19 protein-coding genes are annotated in these 18,891 nt (G+C 63.5%); 9 read left to right on the top strand and 10 right to left on the bottom strand.

Annotation, left to right across the window (positions count from 1 at the left end; genetic code table 11):
• Positions 1–6: 6 nt before the first annotated feature.
• The 4 genes from mnmG to hemJ form a co-directional block, all read right to left on the bottom strand.
• Entirely contained in the window at positions 7–1,887 is a 1,881-nt protein-coding gene (gene mnmG / locus ABIB95_RS19310; protein WP_354241264.1) for a tRNA uridine-5-carboxymethylaminomethyl(34) synthesis enzyme MnmG, read from the bottom strand.
• A 742-nt stretch (positions 1,888–2,629) separates the two neighbouring features.
• On the bottom strand, positions 2,630–3,988 hold the full coding sequence (gene mnmE / locus ABIB95_RS19305; RefSeq protein WP_354241262.1) for a tRNA uridine-5-carboxymethylaminomethyl(34) synthesis GTPase MnmE: 1,359 nt from the start codon (positions 3,986–3,988) through the stop codon (positions 2,630–2,632).
• Positions 3,989–4,305: 317 nt separating this feature from the next.
• Positions 4,306–5,571, bottom strand: a complete 1,266-nt coding sequence (gene rho / locus ABIB95_RS19300) for a transcription termination factor Rho (protein ID WP_045004625.1) — start codon at positions 5,569–5,571, stop codon at positions 4,306–4,308.
• Between the two features lie 247 nt (positions 5,572–5,818).
• Entirely contained in the window at positions 5,819–6,253 is a 435-nt protein-coding gene (gene hemJ, locus ABIB95_RS19295; RefSeq protein ID WP_028150172.1) for a protoporphyrinogen oxidase HemJ, read from the bottom strand.
• A gap of 459 nt (positions 6,254–6,712) precedes the next feature.
• Between hemJ and ABIB95_RS19290 the strand changes: the two genes are divergently transcribed.
• From ABIB95_RS19290 to dnaQ, 4 genes are read left to right on the top strand one after another with little or no spacing between them, the layout of a single operon-like run.
• Positions 6,713–7,552: a pyruvate, water dikinase regulatory protein gene (locus ABIB95_RS19290; protein ID WP_354241260.1), complete on the top strand. Its 840-nt coding sequence runs from the start codon at positions 6,713–6,715 to the stop codon at positions 7,550–7,552.
• Positions 7,553–7,560: 8 nt separating this feature from the next.
• Positions 7,561–8,169 (top strand): Maf family protein, encoded by a 609-nt coding sequence (locus ABIB95_RS19285; protein WP_354241258.1) that lies wholly within the window; start codon positions 7,561–7,563, stop codon positions 8,167–8,169.
• Between the two features lie 23 nt (positions 8,170–8,192).
• The gene (gene coaE / locus ABIB95_RS19280; protein WP_354241536.1) at positions 8,193–8,792 is read left to right on the top strand and encodes a dephospho-CoA kinase; all 600 of its coding nucleotides are present in this window, start codon (positions 8,193–8,195) and stop codon (positions 8,790–8,792) included.
• Between the two features lie 27 nt (positions 8,793–8,819).
• On the top strand, positions 8,820–9,536 hold the full coding sequence (dnaQ, locus tag ABIB95_RS19275) for a DNA polymerase III subunit epsilon (protein ID WP_354113559.1): 717 nt from the start codon (positions 8,820–8,822) through the stop codon (positions 9,534–9,536).
• On the opposite strand, the gene secB is transcribed toward dnaQ, so the two are convergent.
• On the bottom strand, positions 9,533–10,018 hold the full coding sequence (secB, locus tag ABIB95_RS19270; protein WP_028150166.1) for a protein-export chaperone SecB: 486 nt from the start codon (positions 10,016–10,018) through the stop codon (positions 9,533–9,535). The two genes, dnaQ and secB, sit on opposite strands and share 4 nt — an antisense overlap.
• Before the next feature lie 413 nt (positions 10,019–10,431).
• On the opposite strand from secB, the gene ABIB95_RS19265 reads away from it, so the two are divergent.
• The 3 genes from ABIB95_RS19265 to ABIB95_RS19255 are packed head-to-tail and all read left to right on the top strand — an operon-like array spanning position 10,432 to position 13,254.
• Entirely contained in the window at positions 10,432–11,139 is a 708-nt protein-coding gene (locus ABIB95_RS19265) for a Tim44/TimA family putative adaptor protein (protein WP_063980275.1), read from the top strand.
• A complete protein-coding gene (gene mltA, locus ABIB95_RS19260; RefSeq protein ID WP_354241255.1) occupies positions 11,117–12,658 on the top strand; it encodes a murein transglycosylase A in 1,542 nt (513 codons plus the stop codon). The genes ABIB95_RS19265 and mltA overlap by 23 nt, the downstream gene beginning before the upstream one ends.
• Complete coding sequence (locus ABIB95_RS19255) at positions 12,655–13,254, top strand: Smr/MutS family protein (protein WP_354241253.1); 600 nt, start codon at positions 12,655–12,657, stop codon at positions 13,252–13,254. Before mltA ends, ABIB95_RS19255 begins: the two co-directional genes overlap by 4 nt.
• Here ABIB95_RS19255 and ABIB95_RS19250 read toward each other — a convergent pair.
• Positions 13,251–14,384, bottom strand: coding sequence for a hypothetical protein (locus ABIB95_RS19250; protein WP_354241251.1), 1,134 nt, complete (start codon positions 14,382–14,384; stop codon positions 13,251–13,253). The two genes, ABIB95_RS19255 and ABIB95_RS19250, sit on opposite strands and share 4 nt — an antisense overlap.
• Positions 14,385–14,663: 279 nt before the next feature.
• Here ABIB95_RS19250 and ABIB95_RS19245 point away from each other — a divergent pair, with 279 nt between their 5' ends.
• On the top strand, positions 14,664–14,969 hold the full coding sequence (locus tag ABIB95_RS19245) for a DUF3892 domain-containing protein (RefSeq protein WP_166062285.1): 306 nt from the start codon (positions 14,664–14,666) through the stop codon (positions 14,967–14,969).
• A gap of 51 nt (positions 14,970–15,020) precedes the next feature.
• Here the strand turns inward: ABIB95_RS19245 and hslU are convergent, their stop codons facing one another.
• Genes hslU through hslV form a run of 4 tightly spaced genes read right to left on the bottom strand, consistent with a single transcriptional unit; the run spans position 15,021 to position 18,052 of the window.
• Entirely contained in the window at positions 15,021–16,325 is a 1,305-nt protein-coding gene (hslU, locus tag ABIB95_RS19240; RefSeq protein WP_085404957.1) for an ATP-dependent protease ATPase subunit HslU, read from the bottom strand.
• A 49-nt stretch (positions 16,326–16,374) separates the two neighbouring features.
• The gene (locus ABIB95_RS19235) at positions 16,375–16,992 is read right to left on the bottom strand and encodes a DUF2585 domain-containing protein (RefSeq protein ID WP_354241248.1); all 618 of its coding nucleotides are present in this window, start codon (positions 16,990–16,992) and stop codon (positions 16,375–16,377) included.
• A complete protein-coding gene (locus ABIB95_RS19230) occupies positions 16,989–17,474 on the bottom strand; it encodes a GNAT family N-acetyltransferase (protein ID WP_135213974.1) in 486 nt (161 codons plus the stop codon). Before ABIB95_RS19230 ends, ABIB95_RS19235 begins: the two co-directional genes overlap by 4 nt.
• Before the next feature lie 17 nt (positions 17,475–17,491).
• Entirely contained in the window at positions 17,492–18,052 is a 561-nt protein-coding gene (gene hslV, locus ABIB95_RS19225) for an ATP-dependent protease subunit HslV (protein ID WP_028150159.1), read from the bottom strand.
• A gap of 190 nt (positions 18,053–18,242) precedes the next feature.
• Between hslV and hisB the strand changes: the two genes are divergently transcribed.
• Positions 18,243–18,836: an imidazoleglycerol-phosphate dehydratase HisB gene (gene hisB, locus ABIB95_RS19220; protein WP_354241246.1), complete on the top strand. Its 594-nt coding sequence runs from the start codon at positions 18,243–18,245 to the stop codon at positions 18,834–18,836.
• Positions 18,837–18,891 lie beyond the last annotated feature (55 nt).

The raw sequence follows: 18,891 nt of genomic DNA, 5'->3' as shown, positions 1-18,891 counted from the left end.
AAACGCCTATGCGATCGCCTTTGAGGTCTTCCGTGCCTCGCGCCGGAGGTAGGCCGCGAGGATCCCGAGCGCCGCCGGCGTCATGCCGTCGATCCGGCCAGCCTGGCCGACGGTGAACGGCCGCGCCTTCTCAAGCTTGGCCCGCACCTCATTGGAGAGACCGGGGACCTGCTGGTAATCGACGTCCGACAGCACCATCCCCTCGTCACGCCTGAAAGCTTCGACGTCGGCGCTCTGGCGCTCGAGATAGACGTCGTACTTCGCGTCGATCTCCAGATGGGTGGCAATGACCGGGTCGATCGCCGACAGCTCCGGCCAGATGGCCCGGACCTGGCTCCAGCCGATGTCCGGATAGGCCATCAACTCGAACGCCGAACGGCGCTGGCCGTCCCGGTTCAGGGACAGGCCGTGCTTGATCGCCTCGTTCGGGGTGATGGTCAGGGACTTCGACAGCGCTCTAGCCACATTCAAGGCGTCCATCTTGGCGCGGTGATGCTGCGTCCGGGCGCTCCCAACGCATCCGAGCGCAATCCCCTTCTCGGTGAGGCGCTGATCGGCGTTGTCGGCGCGCAGGGTCAGCCGGTACTCGGCGCGCGAGGTGAACATCCGATAGGGTTCGCTGATCCCGCGGGTGACGAGGTCGTCGATCATCACGCCGAGATAGCCATCGGCACGGTCGAACACGGTCAGGGCGGCGCCGCTCGCCGCCAAAGCCGCGTTCAGGCCGGCCACGATACCCTGCCCGGCAGCTTCTTCGTATCCGGTGGTGCCGTTGATCTGCCCAGCCAGGAAGAGACCACGCAGACGCTTGGTCTGCAGGGTCGGATCGAGCTCGCGGGGATCGATGTGGTCGTACTCGATGGCGTAGCCCGGACGAACCATCTTCACCTGCTCCAGGCCAGGAATGCTGGCGAGGATGGCGAGCTGGACCTCCTCCGGCAGCGAGGTCGAGATGCCGTTGGGATAGACAGTGCTATCGTCGAGCCCTTCCGGCTCCAGGAAGATCTGATGGCCGTCGCGATCGCCAAAGCGGACGATCTTGTCCTCGATCGAGGGACAGTAGCGCGGTCCGGAGCTCTTGATCTGGCCGGAGTACATCGGCGAGCGATGGACGTTCGCGCGGATCACCTCATGGGTCGCGGAGGTCGTCCGGGTGATCCCGCACTGGATCTGCGGGGTCGTGATCCGCTCCGTCATCACCGAGAACGGCTCCGGAGGCTCGTCACCGGGCTGCATCTCGACCGCTGACCAGTCGATCGTGGTGCCATCCAGACGCGGCGGAGTGCCGGTCTTGAGCCGTCCAAGGGTGAAGCCTGCCCGCTCAAAGGAGCTCGAAAGACCCATCGCCGGGGCTTCGCCGACCCGTCCGGCGGGCCAGTTCTTCTCGCCGAGATGGATCAGACCGCGGAGGAAGGTGCCGGTGGTGACGACGACGGCCCCTGCCCGAAGCTCGCGGCCGTCCGCCAGGCGTAGTCCGGTGACCCGGCCCTCGACCACGATCAACTCGTCCGCCTCGCCCTCGATGACGGAAAGACCTTCGGTGTCCCGGATCGCGGCCTGCATGGCTGCGGCATAGAGCTTCCGGTCGGCCTGAGCCCGGGGGCCCCGGACAGCCGGTCCCTTGCGGCGATTGAGGACGCGGAACTGGATGCCGCCGGCATCGCCGACCCGGCCCATCAGACCATCCAGCGCGTCGACCTCGCGGACCAGATGGCCCTTGCCGAGACCGCCGATGGCGGGGTTGCAGGACATCGCGCCGACCGTGGAGAAACGGTGCGTCACCAGAGCGGTCGTCGCACCCATCCTGGCGGAAGCGGCCGCGGCTTCACAGCCGGCGTGGCCGCCGCCAATCACGATGACGTCGAAACTCTCTCGCTCTGTTCGCATGGGCGGACTTCTAACGCAGAGGCGGAGAAGCCGGAAGTAGAAACTGGGTGAGGCGGTTGTTTCACGTGAAACGGGGGCGGCCGGGAGGCGATGCGCATTTTCGCGAAAACAACCCCATGCACAGTAGAACCGGAACTGAGCGGACTGCCGTTTCACGTGAAAACAGGATGGGTCTAACCGGGCGAGAACTCCTGGCGAGATCCCGCGCGGCTCTGGGCGGGGGTAGAGAGGGCACAAGCGATCGGTCTACTCCGTCATTGCGAGCGGAGCGAAGCAATCCAGAATCCCCTCGTGGAGGCAGTCTGGATTGCTTCGTCGCGAGGGCTCCTCGCAATGACGAGCTTGGGGGACGGCCACCGGCCACGACCCTCACTGCCCGTCAGGCGATCAGACCGTGCGCACGAACACTGAGACCGAGGCGGGCCACTCGCCCCGCTGTTTCACGTGAAACAGGCCGGAGCCTGCAAGTGCGTGTTCCCCGGGAAACGGACCGGAACCCATCCCGCTGCTGCTTCACGTGAAACGCAAGGAGCGGGACAAGCTTGTAGCCCGGATGGAGCGCAGCGAAATCCGGGAAAGGTGTTCCGGCTGCGGAGCCGTCCCGGATTGCGTTTCACTTCATCCGGGCTACGAAACTGCAAGCACCTGTTCCATGTGAAACGGACCGGAACCCATCCCGCTGCCGTTTCACGTGAAACGCAAGGACTGGAACAAGCGCTAGTTCTACAATGAAGAACTAGTCCTATTTTCCGATGCAGAATTTCTGGAAGATGGCCCCGAGGACGTCCTCGACGTCGACCCGGCCCAACAGGCGACCCAAGGCATAGGCCGCCGCACGCAGCTCTTCGGCGGCAAGCTCTTCGCCGTCTTCTACAAGCTCCAAGCTCCGGCGCAAGCTGTCCGATGCCCGGCGCAACAGATCTCGCTGGCGGGCCCGGGTCACCAAAGCGCCCTCGGTCGTCCTGAAAAACTCGGCGGCGAATTTCACGAGAGCGTCGATCAGGTCGGGAACTCCGTCCCCCCGGCTCGCCGAGATCCCGAACTCGCCGCGCGGCCCGACGCCCCGCGCCTCGCCCAGATCAATCTTATTGCGGACGATCCAGACCGAGCCGCTCGATTGATCACGCCCGGGGCCGGACTTCACCAGCGATTGCATCGCGCCTGGATCGACAACGCGCCCACCCTCCACCAGCCACAGCACGAGGTCGGCATCTTCGGCTCGGGCTCGCGCCCGACGTACGCCTTCCTGCTCCACGGGATCGTCGGTCTCCCGGATGCCAGCCGTGTCGATCACCGTGACCGGGTAGCCGTCAAGATCGAGCTGCACCTCGATCACGTCGCGCGTGGTGCCGGCATAGGGCGAGACGATCGCGACCTCGCGGCGCGCGAGCTGATTGATCAGCGTCGACTTGCCGACATTCGGCTCGCCGGCGATCGCGACCACCAGGCCGTCGCGCAGGCGTTCAGAATGTCCCTGTGCCGCAAGGACTTCTGTGATTTCGTCATGCAGCGCTTTGATCGCTTTCACCGCCGGCGCCCTCAGCTCGGCCGGCACGTCGCCCTCGTCGGAAAAATCGATGCCCGCCTCGATCAGCGCCGAGGCCTCGATGATGCGCTCGCGCCAGTCGCGCGCGCGATCGCCGAGCAGGCCCTGCAACTGGCGCAGCGCCTGGCGGCGCTGACGATCGGTATCGGCATGGATGAGATCGTCAAGACCTTCGGCTTCGGTGAGATCGAGCTTGCCGTTCTCGAAGGCGCGCCGCGTGAATTCGCCGGGCTCGGCCGCGCGCATATTCGGAATAAGAGAAATAGCGGAGACGAGTGCCGCGAGCACCGCGCGGCCGCCATGGACGTGAAATTCGGCGACGTCCTCGCCGGTCGCGCTGGCCGGCCCCGGAAACCAGAGTACGACCGCGTCGTCGATCGCCTGGCCCGCGCCATCGCGGAGCAGCCGGCGGCTGGCCTGTCTCGGCGCCGGCTGCCTCCCCGCCAGCGTCGTGAGCGCGAGCCCCGCTTGCGATCCGGAGACCCGCACCACGGCGATCGCGCTCGGCGCAGGGCCGGACGACAGCGCAAAGATGGTCTGGTCTCGCGGATGCATGGCCTATTTGTCCGGCTGGCGACGAAAAGGCAAACGGCCCGTTCTCGCGATGCCGACGCCCCCTTTTGCTGCGCTCTGGCCCGCAGCAACGGCTCTATTGCGATGCAACATAAGGCGCATCATTTTGCTGCAGAGGCAGCCTCGCCCAAGCACCAAATGGTCAGCCAGCGTCAAGCATTACGTAAATATATCAACAACTTACGGAAGAGCCGGATTTTCCTTTCGTCCCATCGCCATGCTGCATTTCTTCCGCAGCAAAGCCGCACAAAAGCAAAAGGGCGCCCGAAGGCGCCCTCTGATCTCATGCTGCATCGCACTCAGGTGTTCATCGAGTCGAAGAACTCGGAATTGCTCTTGGTCGAGCGCAGCTTGTCGAGCAGGAAGTCGATCCCATCCATGGTGCCCATCGGGTTCAGGATGCGGCGGAGCACGTACATTTTCTTGAGCACCTGCGGATCGGTGATGAGCTCCTCCTTGCGGGTGCCGGAGCGCGAGATGTCGATCGCCGGGAAGGTGCGCTTGTCCGAGACCTTGCGGTCCAGGATCAGTTCGGAGTTACCGGTGCCCTTGAACTCTTCGAAGATGACTTCGTCCATGCGGCTGCCAGTATCGACCAGGGCGGTTGCAATGATCGTCAGCGAGCCGCCCTCCTCGATATTGCGGGCGGCACCAAAGAAGCGCTTCGGGCGCTGGAGCGCGTTGGCGTCGACACCACCGGTCAAGACCTTGCCGGATGACGGCACCACGGTGTTGTAGGCGCGGCCCAGGCGCGTGATCGAATCGAGCAGGATGACGACGTCGCGGCCATGCTCGACCAGCCGTTTTGCTTTTTCGATCACCATCTCGGCGACCTGGACGTGACGAACCGCCGGCTCGTCGAAGGTCGACGAAACGACCTCGCCCTTCACCGAGCGCTGCATGTCCGTGACTTCTTCCGGACGTTCGTCGATCAGCAGCACGATCAGATAGCATTCGGGGTGATTGTGCGCGATCGAATGCGCGATGTTCTGCATCAGCACGGTTTTACCCGTGCGCGGCGGCGCGACGATCAGCGCGCGCTGGCCCTTGCCGATCGGCGCGACGATGTCGATCACCCTTGCAGAAAGGTCTTTTCGCGTCGGGTCGTCGATTTCCATACGGAAACGCTGATTCGGAAACAGCGGCGTGAGGTTGTCGAAATTGACCTTGTGCTTGGCCTTTTCCGGGTCTTCGAAATTGAGCGTGTTGACCTTCAGCAGCGCAAAATAGCGTTCGCCCTCTTTCGGGCTGCGAATGTGGCCTTCGATGGTGTCGCCGGTGCGCAGACCGAAGCGGCGGATCTGCGAGGGCGAAACGTAGATGTCGTCCGGTCCCGGCAGATAATTGGCGTCCGGCGAGCGGAGGAATCCGAAGCCGTCGGAGAGCACCTCGACGACGCCCTCGCCAACGATGTCGGTTTCAGCAATCGCGAGCTGCTTGAGGATGGCGAACAGCAGCTCCTGCTTGCGCATGGTGCTGGCATTCTCGACCCCATTCTCTTCCGCGAACGAGACAAGCTCGGCCGGCGTCTTCGACTTGAGGTCCTGGAGTTTAATTTCCCGCATTGGGGTGGTCCTGTGGGGTAACCTTGGGAGGGGGTGCGAGGAGGCTCTGAAATGCGAACGCGAGAAGGTAAGGTCCGCAGGTCTGGCAAGGAGAGCGCCGGTGAGGCTTCAAACCTGATGCGGTGTCCGGCCTCTGGAAAGCTCAGACAAAACCACATCCGCCTGCGTTGGGTGGGATGCCGCCAATATAGAAAATCGCTTTCCACTCCGCAAGCCGAAGCGCTGAGCGATTCATCGCAAGCCTTGCCTAGAACGGCTTCACGATCACCATGATGACGATCAAAATCATCAGAGCAGTCGGCACCTCATTGATAATTCGATAGAATTTCTGGCTACGCGGACGCCGGTCGGCGGCGAAATCCTTGCACCAGCGTGAAAAAAAGCCGTGGACCCCAGACATCGCCAGGACCAGTGCCAGTTTTACGTGCAGCCAGCCGAACGAGAACCAGTGGCCGGACCAGGCGAGATAGAGCCCGGCAAGCCATGTGACGATCATGGCGGGGTTGATGATCGCCTTGAGCAGCCGGCGTTCCATCACTTTGAACGTTTCCGACTGCTTCGAGCCGATCTCGGCCTCGGAGTGATAAACGAACAGCCGTGGCAGATACAGCATGCCCGCCATCCAGGAGATGACGGCGATCACGTGCAGCGCCTTGATCCAGAGATAGACGTCTTCGAACATTTTCTGCGCCCGGCTTTCTGTCCAGCGCAGGGAACGCTGGGGATAGTAAGAACTCGTTAAGGTCTCACCCTACACACTTATCCGTCCGTAGCGCCTTCCTCTAATCTAGAATCTTAGATTCTTAAGGTTTGAGTCTATGTGACCGTGAATAGGACTCACACAATTCCGTCCGCACGTTCACGTGTGCTTGTTCACATCCATCAACATATCCCTGATGCTTCCGGCGGCCTTCGATAAGTCGGCCAGCTTCAAAGGCTTGCGCGTTTCTGTCGGCAGCTTATCAAGGGGGTTGTCCGCGCAATCCCGTTTTCCTCTCAACGGGTCGCCGGACTTGTTCCGATGGGCAGTGGTGTGAAGAAAATTGGCACTTGTCCCGCCCCTGGTGTCGCGCAACCCTTTCCGAGGGGTTAAGGTCCACAGAAATCCACAAACCACACCGCCTCTATACAAAGGGCTTTTGTGCCGACCTCGAACAATTATTTCCATCTCCACCTGGTCTCCGACTCCACCGGAGAGACGCTGATCACCGTCGCGCGCGCCGTCGCGGCGCAGTACGCCAACGTCACCCCGGTCGAGCATGTCTATCCCCTGGTGCGCAGCCAGAAGCAGCTCGATCGCGTGCTCGACGAGATCGAGGAAGCGCCGGGGATCGTGCTGTTCACGCTGCTGGAGAAGGATCTGGTCTCCCGGCTCGAGGACAAGTGCAAGGGGATCAACGTTCCGAGCCTGTCGATCATCGGGCCGGTGATGCAGTTGTTCGAAGCCTATCTCGGCGCCGCGACCACGGGCCGCGTCGGCGCCCAGCACGTCCTCAATGCGGAATATTTCAAGCGCATCGACGCGCTGAACTACACGATGATCCACGACGACGGCCAGCATGTCGAAGGCCTCGACGATGCCGACGTGGTGCTCGTCGGCGTCTCACGCACCTCCAAGACACCGACGTCGATCTATCTGGCCAATCGCGGCATCCGCACCGCCAACGTGCCATTGGTTCCGGGCATTCCGGTGCCGGCACAATTGGAGACCCTGACGCGGCCGCTGGTGGTGAGCTTGCATGCGACGCCGGAACGCCTGATCCAGGTGCGCCAGAACCGCCTGCTCTCGATGGGTGCCGATACCAGCGGCGACACCTATACCGACAGGCAGGCGGTCGCCGACGAGGTCGCGTTCGCGCGCAAGCTGAGCGCCAAGCACGACTGGCCGCTGCTCGACGTCACGCGGCGATCGATCGAGGAAACCGCCGCGGCGATCATGAAGCTCTACAGTGATCGCCAGCGCAACCGGCCCACGGGATAGTTTCGGCGATGTCTCTCTGGCGCGGCGAAACTCCGTTGGTACTGGCCTCGCAGAGCAGCGCGCGAAAGATGCTGCTGGCGAGTGCCGGACTGGAGTTCAAGGCGATCACGGCCGATATCGACGAGCGCGGCATTCAGGCCGCCTCGAAACTTTCAGGCCCGCATGACATCGCCCTGCTGCTGGCGCGTGAGAAGGCCAAGGCAGTCTCGGCCAGTCATCCAGGGAGCTATGTGATCGGTGCCGATCAGACCCTGGCTCTCGGCGAGCGTCTCTTCAACAAGCCCGCAGGCCGCGCGCAGGCGATGGCGCAACTGCTCGATCTCGCCGGCAAAAGCCACGCGCTGAATTCCGCGGTGGCCGTGGCGCGAGATGGCAAGATCGTTTTCGAGGATGTTTCGGTGGCCCGCATGACCATGCGGCCGATGACCGAGACGGAGCTTTCCGCCTATCTCGACGCCGCCGGCGATGCGGTGACGACCAGTGTCGGCGCCTATCAGCTTGAAGGTCTCGGCAGCCATCTGTTCGAGCGCATCGAGGGTGACCATTTCACCATTCTCGGGCTGCCGCTGCTGCCGTTGCTTGCGTTCCTGCGGCGCGAACGGCTAGTTGCAGTGTGAGTGACAGAAACGGCTGCGTGCTGATGCGGATCCTTGGACTGACCGGCTCGATCGGGATGGGAAAATCCACCACCGCGAAATTGTTCGCGGAGGCCGGCGTTCCCGTCTATGACGCCGATGCCGCCGTCCACCAGCTCTACGAGGGCCAGGCCGCGCCGGCGATCGAGGCCGCCTTTCCCGGCACCACCGCGAACGGCAAGGTCGACCGCCCAAAACTGTCGGCGCGCGTCGTGCATGATCCGGCCGCGATCAAGCAGCTCGAGCAGATCGTCCATCCGATGCTCGGCGCCTCCCGGCAAAAATTCTTCGCCGATGCGGAAGCAGCCAAGGCGCCCGTCGTGGTCCTGGATATCCCGTTGCTGTTCGAAACCGGCGGCGAGAAGCGGGTCGATGCCGTCGTCGTAGTGTCGACCTCGCCGGAACTCCAGCGCAAGCGTGTGCTGGAGCGCGGCACGATGGACGAGGCCAAGCTCGACGCGATCATTGCCAAGCAGACGCCGGATGCCGAGAAGCGCAAGCGGGCCGATTTCGTAGTGGATACGTCACACGGACTTGAACCCGTGCGCGCCCAAATCACGCACATTCTGGCCGAGGTCGTTAAGATGCCGCAGCGGCGAGCCTGATTCGCTGCCTCACACGGCCTCTTGATCATGCGTGAAATCGTTCTCGACACCGAAACCACTGGCCTCGATCCGCTCCGCGGCGATCGGTTGGTCGAAATCGGCTGCGTCGAGATTTTCAACCGTATGCCGACGGGCCAGACGTATCACGTCTATATCAATCCCGAACGGGACATGCCGGCGGAAGCCTTTGCGGTGCACGGGCTGTCGGCCGAGTTCCTTTCGACCAAGCCGCTCTTCCACGAGGTCGTCGACGCGTTTCTGGAGTTCATCGGCGATGCGCCGCTGGTGATCCACAATGCTTCGTTCGACATCGGCTTCATCAACGCCGAGCTCGACAAGGTCAAACGTGTCGCGATCCCGCGCGAGCGGCTGGTCGATACGCTGCTGTTGGCGCGGCGCAAGCATCCGGGCGTGTCGAACCGGCTCGACGATCTCTGCTCGCGCTATTCGATCGACAATTCACACCGCACCAAGCACGGCGCGCTGCTCGACGCCGAACTCTTGGCCGAAGTTTATGTCGATCTGGTCGGGGCGCGGCAATCGCAATTGCTCCTCGCTTCGGAAGGCGAGGACATTCGCGCCAATGCGGCTGGCGATGTGCCGCGGCGGCAGCGGACCGTGCCGCTCGCGCCGCGGATTTCCGATGCCGAGCGCGAGGCCCATCGGGCCTTCATCGCAACGCTCGGCGACAAGGCGATCTGGAACGAGTTCCTGCCCGCTCCAGCCGCCCCTCCGGCTGTTTAGGCCTGACCGCTCGTCTGCTGAGCGGCCATTTGCCGCTCCATGTTCTGACGATAGAGACCGACGAAGTCGACCGGATCCAGCATCAGGGGCGGGAACCCGCCGTCGCGCACGGCGGTTGCAATGATCTCGCGGGCGAACGGGAACAGCAGACGCGGGCATTCGATCATGACCAGCGGATGCAAATTCTCCTTCGGCACGTTGGTGATGCGGAACACGCCGGCATAGGCGAGCTCGAACGAGAACATGATCTTACCGGCGGTCTCGGCCTTGCCCTCGACCGACAGCGTCACCTCGAACTCGGTTTCGCTGAGATTGATGGCGCTGACATTGATCTGGATGTTGATCTGGGGCGGCTGGCCCTGCTGCTGGAGCGAGGTCGGCGCGTTCGGATTCTCGAACGAAAGGTCCTTGATATACTGCGCCAGAACGTTGAGCTGGGCAGCCTGGGCCGCCTCGGGAGGGGTGCCGTTGCCGTTGGTCATAAGAGTCTCTCCTTACCCGATTTGGGCTGAATTTCGCGGCGGTTGGCTAACATAGGGCCGCCTCACTCCACAAGGACGAACGGCCCCGGATCGGGTATCCGCGCCGCCCCCGCAATTGTGACGTTCACCCGGCCCTCCTGACGAAATCGCGCGTTAAACGATTGAAGATGCGCGATTTCCGGGCAGGATCGGGTTTCCCCTTAAGCATAAAACGCGCTACACTCGGCGCTGTGCCAAAAGGCGCCATTGGCCGGGCAAGATTTCGTGCCTACATCCCGAGGACCAGACGCGCGGACCTAAAATGGTGATGTAGACTTGCCGTTCCCGTATGGAACGGTCTACTGGCCGGATTGATTTTCCCGGCGACGACCCGAGACGGCCCCTTTCAGCGAAGACCAGAAAGCGAATACGACGTGGACATCTACACCATCATCTTCCTGGCGCTGGCGGTCTTCATCTTTCTGAGGCTGCGCAGCGTGCTGGGACAGCGGACGGGTAACGAGCGGCCGCCGTTCGACCGCACCGCCGCCCGCAATGCGCTGGGGGGTGCCCAGGACAAGAACGTCGTGACCATGCCGGGCAAGGTGATCGACCAGGCCCCGCTGGCGCCGACCGCCGAGCCGGCTCCGCCCTCCGACCGCTGGAAGGGCCTGACCGAGCCGGGCACCGCGCTCGCCCAGGGTCTCGACGCCATCGTCGACAAGGATTCCACCTTCGATCCGCGCCATTTCATCTCGGGCGCCCGCGGCGCTTATGAGATGATCGTGCTGGCCTTTGCCAATGGCGACCGCCGCGCGTTGCGCGACCTGCTGTCGTCGGAGGTCTATGACAGCTTCGACGCCGCCATCAAGGAACGCGAGAAGTATGAGCAGAAGACCGAGACGCGTTTCGTCTCGATCGACAAGGCCGAGCTCGTCGGCGCCGAGCTGCGGGACCGCACGGCTCAGCTCACCATACGATTCGTCTCGCAGATGATCTCGGCCACCCGCGACAAGAGCGGCAATATCGTCGACGGTAGTGCGGACACGGTCGCCGACATCACCGACATCTGGACCTTCGCCCGCGATATCACCTCTCGCGATCCAAACTGGAAGCTGGTTGGCACCGGAAGCGCGAATTAAGAATTTCCTGAAGAACAGCGCGACGGCGCTTTGCGCAGGTGCCGTCGTGCTGTCGTCGTTTTCGCTCGGCGCCGAGGCGGCGCGGCGTCACTATCGCAGCCATCACCATCATCTCCCGGCACTTGCCGCCGCCCCGCCGCGGGCCTTGCCCTATCCGCAGCTCCCTTTGCCGTTCGAAATCCCCGGTGCGCAATATCTGCCGCTGACCTGGACGGACGTGAAAGGCTGGAGCGACGACGACCATCTGGCCGCCTACAAGACGTTCCGCGCGAGCTGCCGGACGATCAACGCGCAGACCGGTGCGGCCGAACCGAAGGCGCTTGGCGGCTCGCTGAGCGAGCCCTGCCGGGCCGCCAAGTCGCTCGAGCTCACCGACGACGGCAAAGCCAGGACCTTCTTCGAGGAGAATTTCGCGCCGCTGCGGATCTCGCGCCTCGGCGAGCCCGACGGTTTCGTCACCGGCTATTACGAACCGGTGCTGGAGGGATCGCGGACGCAGACCGACGCCTTCAACGTGCCGGTCTATCGTCGCCCGTCGAACCTGTTCGTGCGCGGCTACAAGCAGGACTCGGTCAGCTTGCCCAACAAGGGCCCGGTCTATCGCAAGATCGGCCGCCGCAAGCTGGTGCCCTATTACGATCGCGGCGAGATCGAGGACGGCAAGATCGCCGGCCGCGGGCTGGAGATCGCCTGGCTGAAGGACCCGACCGATCTGCTGTTCGCCCAGATCCAGGGCTCGGCGCGGATCAAGTTCGACGACGGCGGCACGGTCCGGCTGAATTACGACGCCTATAACGGCTATCCCTACACGGCCGTCGGTCGTGTCCTGATCGAGCGCGGCATCATTCCGAAGGAAGAGATGTCGATGCAGAAGATCAGGGAGTGGATGGCGCAGAACCCCGATGGCGCCAAGGATCTGCGCCGCCAGAACCGCTCCTACATCTTCTTCCGCGAGGTCAATCTGTCCGACAAGGAAGAAGCGGTGGGTGCGCAGGGCATTCCGCTGACCGCCGGCCGCTCGATCGCGGTCGACAAGGCGCTGCACGTCTACGGCACGCCGTTCTTCATCGAGGGCGAGCTGCCGATCGATTCCGAACGCTCCAAGACGCCGTTCCACCGGCTGATGATCGCGCAGGACACCGGCTCGGCCATCATCGGCCCCGCGCGCGCCGATCTCTATTTCGGCGCCGGCGCGGATGCCGTCCGCGTCTCGGGACGGCTGCGCCATTCCATGCACTTCGTCATGTTGGTGCCGAAGGGCCTCGATCCCACGGTGCGCGCCGCGAAATTGCCGGTGCCGGATCCGCGTCCCTCGGAGAAGATCGCAAAGCTGTTTCCGCAGACCGATTCGCCCAAGGATCAGACCAAGCCGGCGGCTCCGGCCGCAGCCGTGGCGCAAGGTAAGGGTGAGACCGTCGCCGTTGCCAATCCGGTCCCGTTGCCGGTGCCGCGTCCCGCGATAGAGCCCGTTCAGGAGCCGCGGCGGCCAGTCAAGAATCGTCCCCATCGGCAGCAATGAAGCGATCGTCCCGTCCGCCCGTGCTGGAGCCTCGTCCCTCGCCGCGCCGCCGTGCGCTGAGCGAGGAGGAGCGCGCGCTGTGGGATGCGGTCGCAAAACAGGTCAAGCCGCTGCGGAAGCATCGCGTGGCAAAGGCGCATGCCCCGCCGCGCACTGAGCCTTCACCGGCAGCGCCGGCCACGCGATCTGCGCCATCGCCACGGCCGATCGCTGCCGCGACGGCTGTGCGGGTGGCAAAGCCGGCCATGCCGCCGCTGGCACCGCTGGCACCGCTGGGCAAGCGCGAGCGCACAAAATTGTCGCGCGGCCGCAGCGAGATCGAGGCGCGGCTCGATCTGCACGGCATGACCCAGATACGCGCCCACCGGGCCCTGACGGGCTTCCTGCACCGTGCCCATCACGACGGCCTGACCTTCGTGCTCGTCATCACCGGCAAGGGACGGAGCGGCGGCGAAAGCGGCGTGCTCCGCCGCCAGGTGCCGGAATGGCTGAGCCTGCCGGAATTCCGCGCCTTCGTCGTCGGCTTCGAGGAGGCGCATATCGGCCACGGCGGCGAGGGCGCGCTCTATGTGCGGATACGCCGGGCGAGGTATTAGAACGGCCGAACGATTCCGACGCGCGGGATCAGCGTGAGGATCAGGCCGAAGATGTTTGTCTTCCGATCCTCCGACGCGATCAGCGGTGCATTGTATTTGGCCGGCAGCATCTTCACCGCGTGCAGGATCAGGAACAGGCAGACCGCCCAGTTCGAGATCCAGCGCGAATAGTCGAACACCATCGCAAACATCACGAGATAGGCGAGGCTGATGCCGATCAGCGCCGCGACGACGAGGCGCCGGTGCATGTCATCCGCGAGCGCGCCGATCAGGCCGGCGAAATAGCGCCAGAGTGGCGTGTGCAACCAGATCAGCAGGGCAAACACCGGCACGCCGAGGATGTTGTGTGGCAGGCGGCCCCAGGTATCTGAAACCTCCTTCGCCAGCGGCTGATACCAGATGTAGGCGAATTGCAGCAGGTCGGTCCGCGCCGGATCAGCCATCCGGGTCTTCAGATACGCGACGAAATCCGCTTCCGGGATCGGCATCGTTCCCAGGAATTGCGCCGCGAAGAACAGCGCGCTCACGCCAAGCAATGCGACCAAACCGAACGCGACATTCGCTCTGGTGACGCCATGCGCGAGGTAGTGCCTGATCACGACGATGGTGATGATCGTCGGCACATACATCAGCAGATGAATGTGGTGGATCAGCACGAGGATGATCGAGAACAGCGCGGCCGTTGCGACGAACAGCAGCGAGCCCGCCGGCATCAGCAGCAGGATGATCGCCAGCGCGCAGCCATAGATGTCGAAATGGCCGAGCGTGTGCATGAAGTTCTTGAGAAAGAACGGCGAGCCCGCGATGAAGACGAACAGCGGCAGCGTCTTCGCGGTGAAGCCGAACGTTTTCTGGAATAGCCTTGCGTACAGTCCCAGCGTCACCAGCCACGTCGCCCCGCCGAGCGCGAACACCAGCCAAACCGGCACCTTGTCCGTGAACAGCGCGACGATCGCGCCGATCAGCGCCCGCTTGATGAAGCCGAAATGGTAGTCGACGAGGAGGTGGATGTAGGGGACGTAAGGCGGCAGCCGGATCTTGTGGACGAACACGCCGACGATGACCGCCGCGTTGATCGCGAGCAGGAGACGCCAGGGATTCTGGCGCAGGTTTGCAAGAACCGCGCTCAAGTGGCGCTCCGAGGGAATCGGCGCGATCGGACTCCGAAAGGGTTTGGAGTCAATATGTGGTTCACAGGATTCTTTTCACCACTACATATTGACGATACGGCGCTCACCGATACCATTCCCGCGACCCTCAGAAGCGGCGAAGCCGTCGGGTGGCTAGACCCAACGGCTTCAAAGCTTCTGACCCGCATCCCGAGCTGGGCGCGGAACAGGCTGTCTAAGCACTTCATGGAATCATGGGTGGAGTCGGTGGTCAAGCCCAGCTCTCGATAGGAGAGAAGAATGACCAGTCCGCAAACCAGACCCCAGACGGCGCAAATCCGCTGTGTGAATAAACGCGATCGCCCGAATCCGTTCGAGCGGATCACCCACGTTGGTGGCTACGGCTCAAGCCAGTGGAAGATCACACAAGAGCAGGCGATCGCTATGATCGAGCGCAGAGAGTGGAGCTTTTACGTTTCGCTTCCTGGTTCGACAAAGGCTGTTTTGGTCGAAGTCGGTGTCAGCCGGTTCGGCAACAAGTATTTGCGCACCGAAGGCGATGACGACACGCGCAACAATCTCTTGAGCCTGCCTGAGTGTCCCTGACGCTCTGTCTGTAACAACGAAAGGCCCGACAGAAGTGCCGGGCCTTTCTGCTTACAAAATGAACCGGCTCAAATCCGCGTTCTTGGCGAGGTCGCCGACGTGCTTCTGGACGAAATCCGCATCGACCTTGACGGTCTCGCCGCTGCGGTCGGGGGCGGTGAAGGAGATTTCGTCCAGCACCCGTTCCATCACGGTCTGAAGTCGCCGCGCGCCGATGTTCTCGACCGTCGAATTGACGGCGACCGCGACGTCGGCGAGCGCGTCGATGGCGTCGGCGGTGATGTCGAGCGTCACGCCCTCGGTCTGCAGCAGCGCGACATATTGCTTGATCAGCGAGGCCTCGGGCTCGGTCAGGATGCGGCGCATGTCGTCGCGGGTCAGTGCCTGCAGTTCGACGCGGATCGGCAGGCGGCCCTGCAATTCGGGCAACAGGTCGGACGGCTTCGCGACGTGGAAGGCGCCGGACGCGATGAACAGGATGTGATCGGTCTTCACCGCGCCGTGCTTGGTCGAGACCGTGGTGCCTTCGATCAGCGGCAACAGGTCACGCTGCACGCCCTCGCGCGAGACGTCGCCGCCGACCCGGCCGTCGCGTGCGCAGATCTTGTCGATCTCGTCCAGGAACACGATGCCGTTGTTCTCGACCGCGCTGATCGCCTCCAGCGTGAGCTGGTCGGTATCCAGCAGCTTGTCGGATTCCTCATTGACGAGGATCTCGTGCGAGTTCTCCACCGTCAGGCGCCGCGTCTTGCTGCGGCCACCCAGCTTGCCGAAGATGTCGCCGAGCGACACCGCGCCCATCTGAGCGCCGGGCATGCCCGGGATCTCGAACATCGGCATGCCGCCGCCCGAGGACTGCGTCTCGATCTCGATTTCCTTGTCGTTGAGCTCGCCGGCGCGCAGCTTCTTGCGGAACGATTCGCGCGTTGCCTGGCTGGAATTGGCGCCGACCAGCGCATCGAGCACGCGCTCCTCGGCGGCGAGCTGCGCGCGTGCCTGCACGTCCTTGCGCTTGCGCTCACGCACCTGGGCGATCGCGACCTCGACGAGATCGCGCACGATCTGCTCGACGTCGCGGCCGACATAGCCGACCTCGGTGAATTTCGTCGCTTCCACCTTCAGGAACGGCGCGTTCGCGAGCTTGGCGAGCCGTCGCGCGATCTCCGTCTTGCCGACGCCGGTGGGGCCGATCATCAAGATGTTCTTCGGGAGTACCTCTTCGCGCAAGGAGCCGGAGAGCTGCTGCCGCCGCCAGCGGTTGCGCAGCGCGATCGAGACCGCGCGCTTGGCATCGGCCTGGCCGACGATGAAACGGTCGAGTTCGGAGACGATTTCGCGGGGAGAGAAGTCTGTCATGGGACCTTAGCTAGGATCAGATGCGGGTCGGGACAAGCCGCATTTTACGTCAGATGATGGGCGGGCCCGATTGCCACTGTTTCACGGCGTCGATCGGATGGATCAGCATCAGGATATTGAGCGTCAGATTGTCGCGAATGTGAAGCGCGAGCATGATCTCGAAGGCTAGCCCGAGCAGGACGGTCACCGAGACTGGCAGCACGCGCGCGGCGAGGAACCCCAGCATCATGGCCAGATTGTCAGAAATCGAATTGACGATGCTGTCGCCGAAATAATCCAGCGAGATCGTGCCGGCACGGTAGCGTTCGATGATGAAGGGCGAGTTCTCGACGATCTCCCAGGCGCCTTCGATCAGCATGGCGACGATCAGCCGTGCCGGCCAGGACAGTTGCAGGAAGGGCAGGCGCGCGAACAGCAGCCAGGTCAAGCCGTAGAACAGGAAGCCATGCAGGATGTGAGAGAAGGTGTACCAGTCCGTGATGTGCTGCGAATTTTCGGAGCTGTTCACCACGCCATGCCAGAGCTTTACATAGCCGCAGGTGCAAATCGGCACCCGCCCCATCGCGAACAGGATCGAGGCCTGCAGCGCCAGCAGCAGCATTGCGATGCCGACCCAGGCGTACGGCGGTACGGCGACCTCGCTCTCGTGCGTGCTCGTCAGCGTCACGGCTCGCGCACCATCAGCAGCGCCGTCCCGTCCGGCGTCTCGACCATGCGGTCGCGGACGAAGCCGGCTTTCTCATAGGCGCGCACGGCGCGTGCGTTGAGCGGATCGGGATCGGTGACGATGCGTGGCAGGCCCTGCCGCAACTGGCCGTCGACGAACTGGCGGATGAACGCGGAGCCGTGGCCGCGCGCGATCATGTCGCTTTCGCCGATGAACTGGTCGATCCCACGGGTGCCCTCCGGTTGCGGCCCAAAGCCGGTATTCCAGGCTGTCAGGCGATAGCATTGAAGATAGCCGAACGGGTGGGTGCCGGCCAACACGATGAACTGGTCCATCGCCGGCTCATCGAGATCGCCGCCCACGAGCGCAAACTGCTCGTCCGGATCGCCCCACCATTCCCGCACATGCGCCTCACCCAGCCACCGCCGGATCAGCGGCAAATCGGCCGTGCTCATCGGGCGGAAGGTGTAGGCGGGCGCCATGTCCTGTTCGGTCTGGCCTAGCCGGTCGCCAGGCTTTCGATGGTCAGATTGCGGTTGGTGTAGACGCAGATGTCGGCGGCGATATCGAGGGAGCGGCGGACGATGGTCTCGGCATCCTTGTCGGTGTCGATCAAGGCCCGCGCGGCGGCCAGGGCGTAATTGCCGCCGGAGCCGATCGCCATGACCCCGGCCTCGGGCTCCAGCACGTCGCCGGTGCCGGTCAGGACCAGGGAGACGTCCTTGTCGGCCACGATCATCATGGCCTCCAGCCGCCGCAGATAGCGGTCGGTCCGCCAGTCCTTGGCGAGCTCCACCGCGGCCCGGGTCAGCTGCCCCGGATACTGCTCGAGCTTGGATTCCAGCCGTTCAAAGAGCGTGAAGGCGTCGGCCGTGGCGCCGGCAAAGCCGCCGATGACGTCGCCCTTGCCGAGTTTTCGCACCTTCTTGGCGTTGGACTTGATCACGGTCTGGCCGATCGAGACCTGGCCGTCGCCGCCGATCACTACCTTGCCGCCCTTGCGGACCGTCAAAATCGTGGTGCCGTGCCAGCCCGGCGCGCTGTTCTGGGAATCCTGCATCAAATACCTCGTTGTCGGACCTGATTTAGGCGGTCGGGACCGACCGTACAACGGGCCGCTCCGGGCCCATTTCGCTCACCATAGGCAGAAGTAGAGGCCCGGCCAGCCGTTCCCGCAGTAGCGAAGGCGTCATTTGGCTGTTAAAAGACCGCCGTTTTCGGTCCAAAACCAGAATGGAAACCGCTTTTCAATGCGCACCGCGACGATCAAGCGCAAGACCAAGGAAACCGACATCGAGGTCACCGTGAACCTCGATGGCTCCGGCGTGTCCAATATCGCGACCGGCATCGGCTTTTTCGACCATATGCTCGATCTCCTCGCCCGTCATTCCCGCATCGACCTCACAGTCAAGGCGGTTGGCGATTTGCACATTGATCATCACCATACCACCGAAGACACCGGCATCGCGCTCGGCCAGGCGGTCAAGCAGGCGCTCGGCAACATGGCGGGCATCACCCGCTATGCCGGCGTCCACATGCCCATGGACGAGACGCTGTCGCGCGTGGTCATCGACATTTCGGGCCGCCCGTTCCTGGTGTTCAAGGCCGACTTCCCCCGCGACAAGATCGGCGAGTTCGATACCGAGCTGGTGCGCGAGTGGTTCCAGGCCTTCGCCATGAACGCCGGCGTGACTCTCCACGTCGAGACCCTATATGGCGATAACAGCCACCATATCGCCGAGTCCTGCTTCAAGGGCCTGGCGCGGGCGCTGCGCACTGCCGTCGCGATCGATCCGAAGGCCGTGGGCGAAATCCCGTCCACCAAGGGCTCGCTCGGCGGCTGACGTTTTTCGGCCCGCGGCACGCGCCGCTTGCGGTATCACTGAATTCCTAGGAGCG

This window comes from Bradyrhizobium sp. LA2.1 (assembly GCF_040547725.1).
In the GTDB taxonomy this organism is placed as follows: domain Bacteria; phylum Pseudomonadota; class Alphaproteobacteria; order Rhizobiales; family Xanthobacteraceae; genus Bradyrhizobium; species Bradyrhizobium barranii.
The sequence above is the reverse complement of the archived record's forward strand: the minus strand, read 5'-3'. Positions and strand labels throughout refer to the sequence as shown.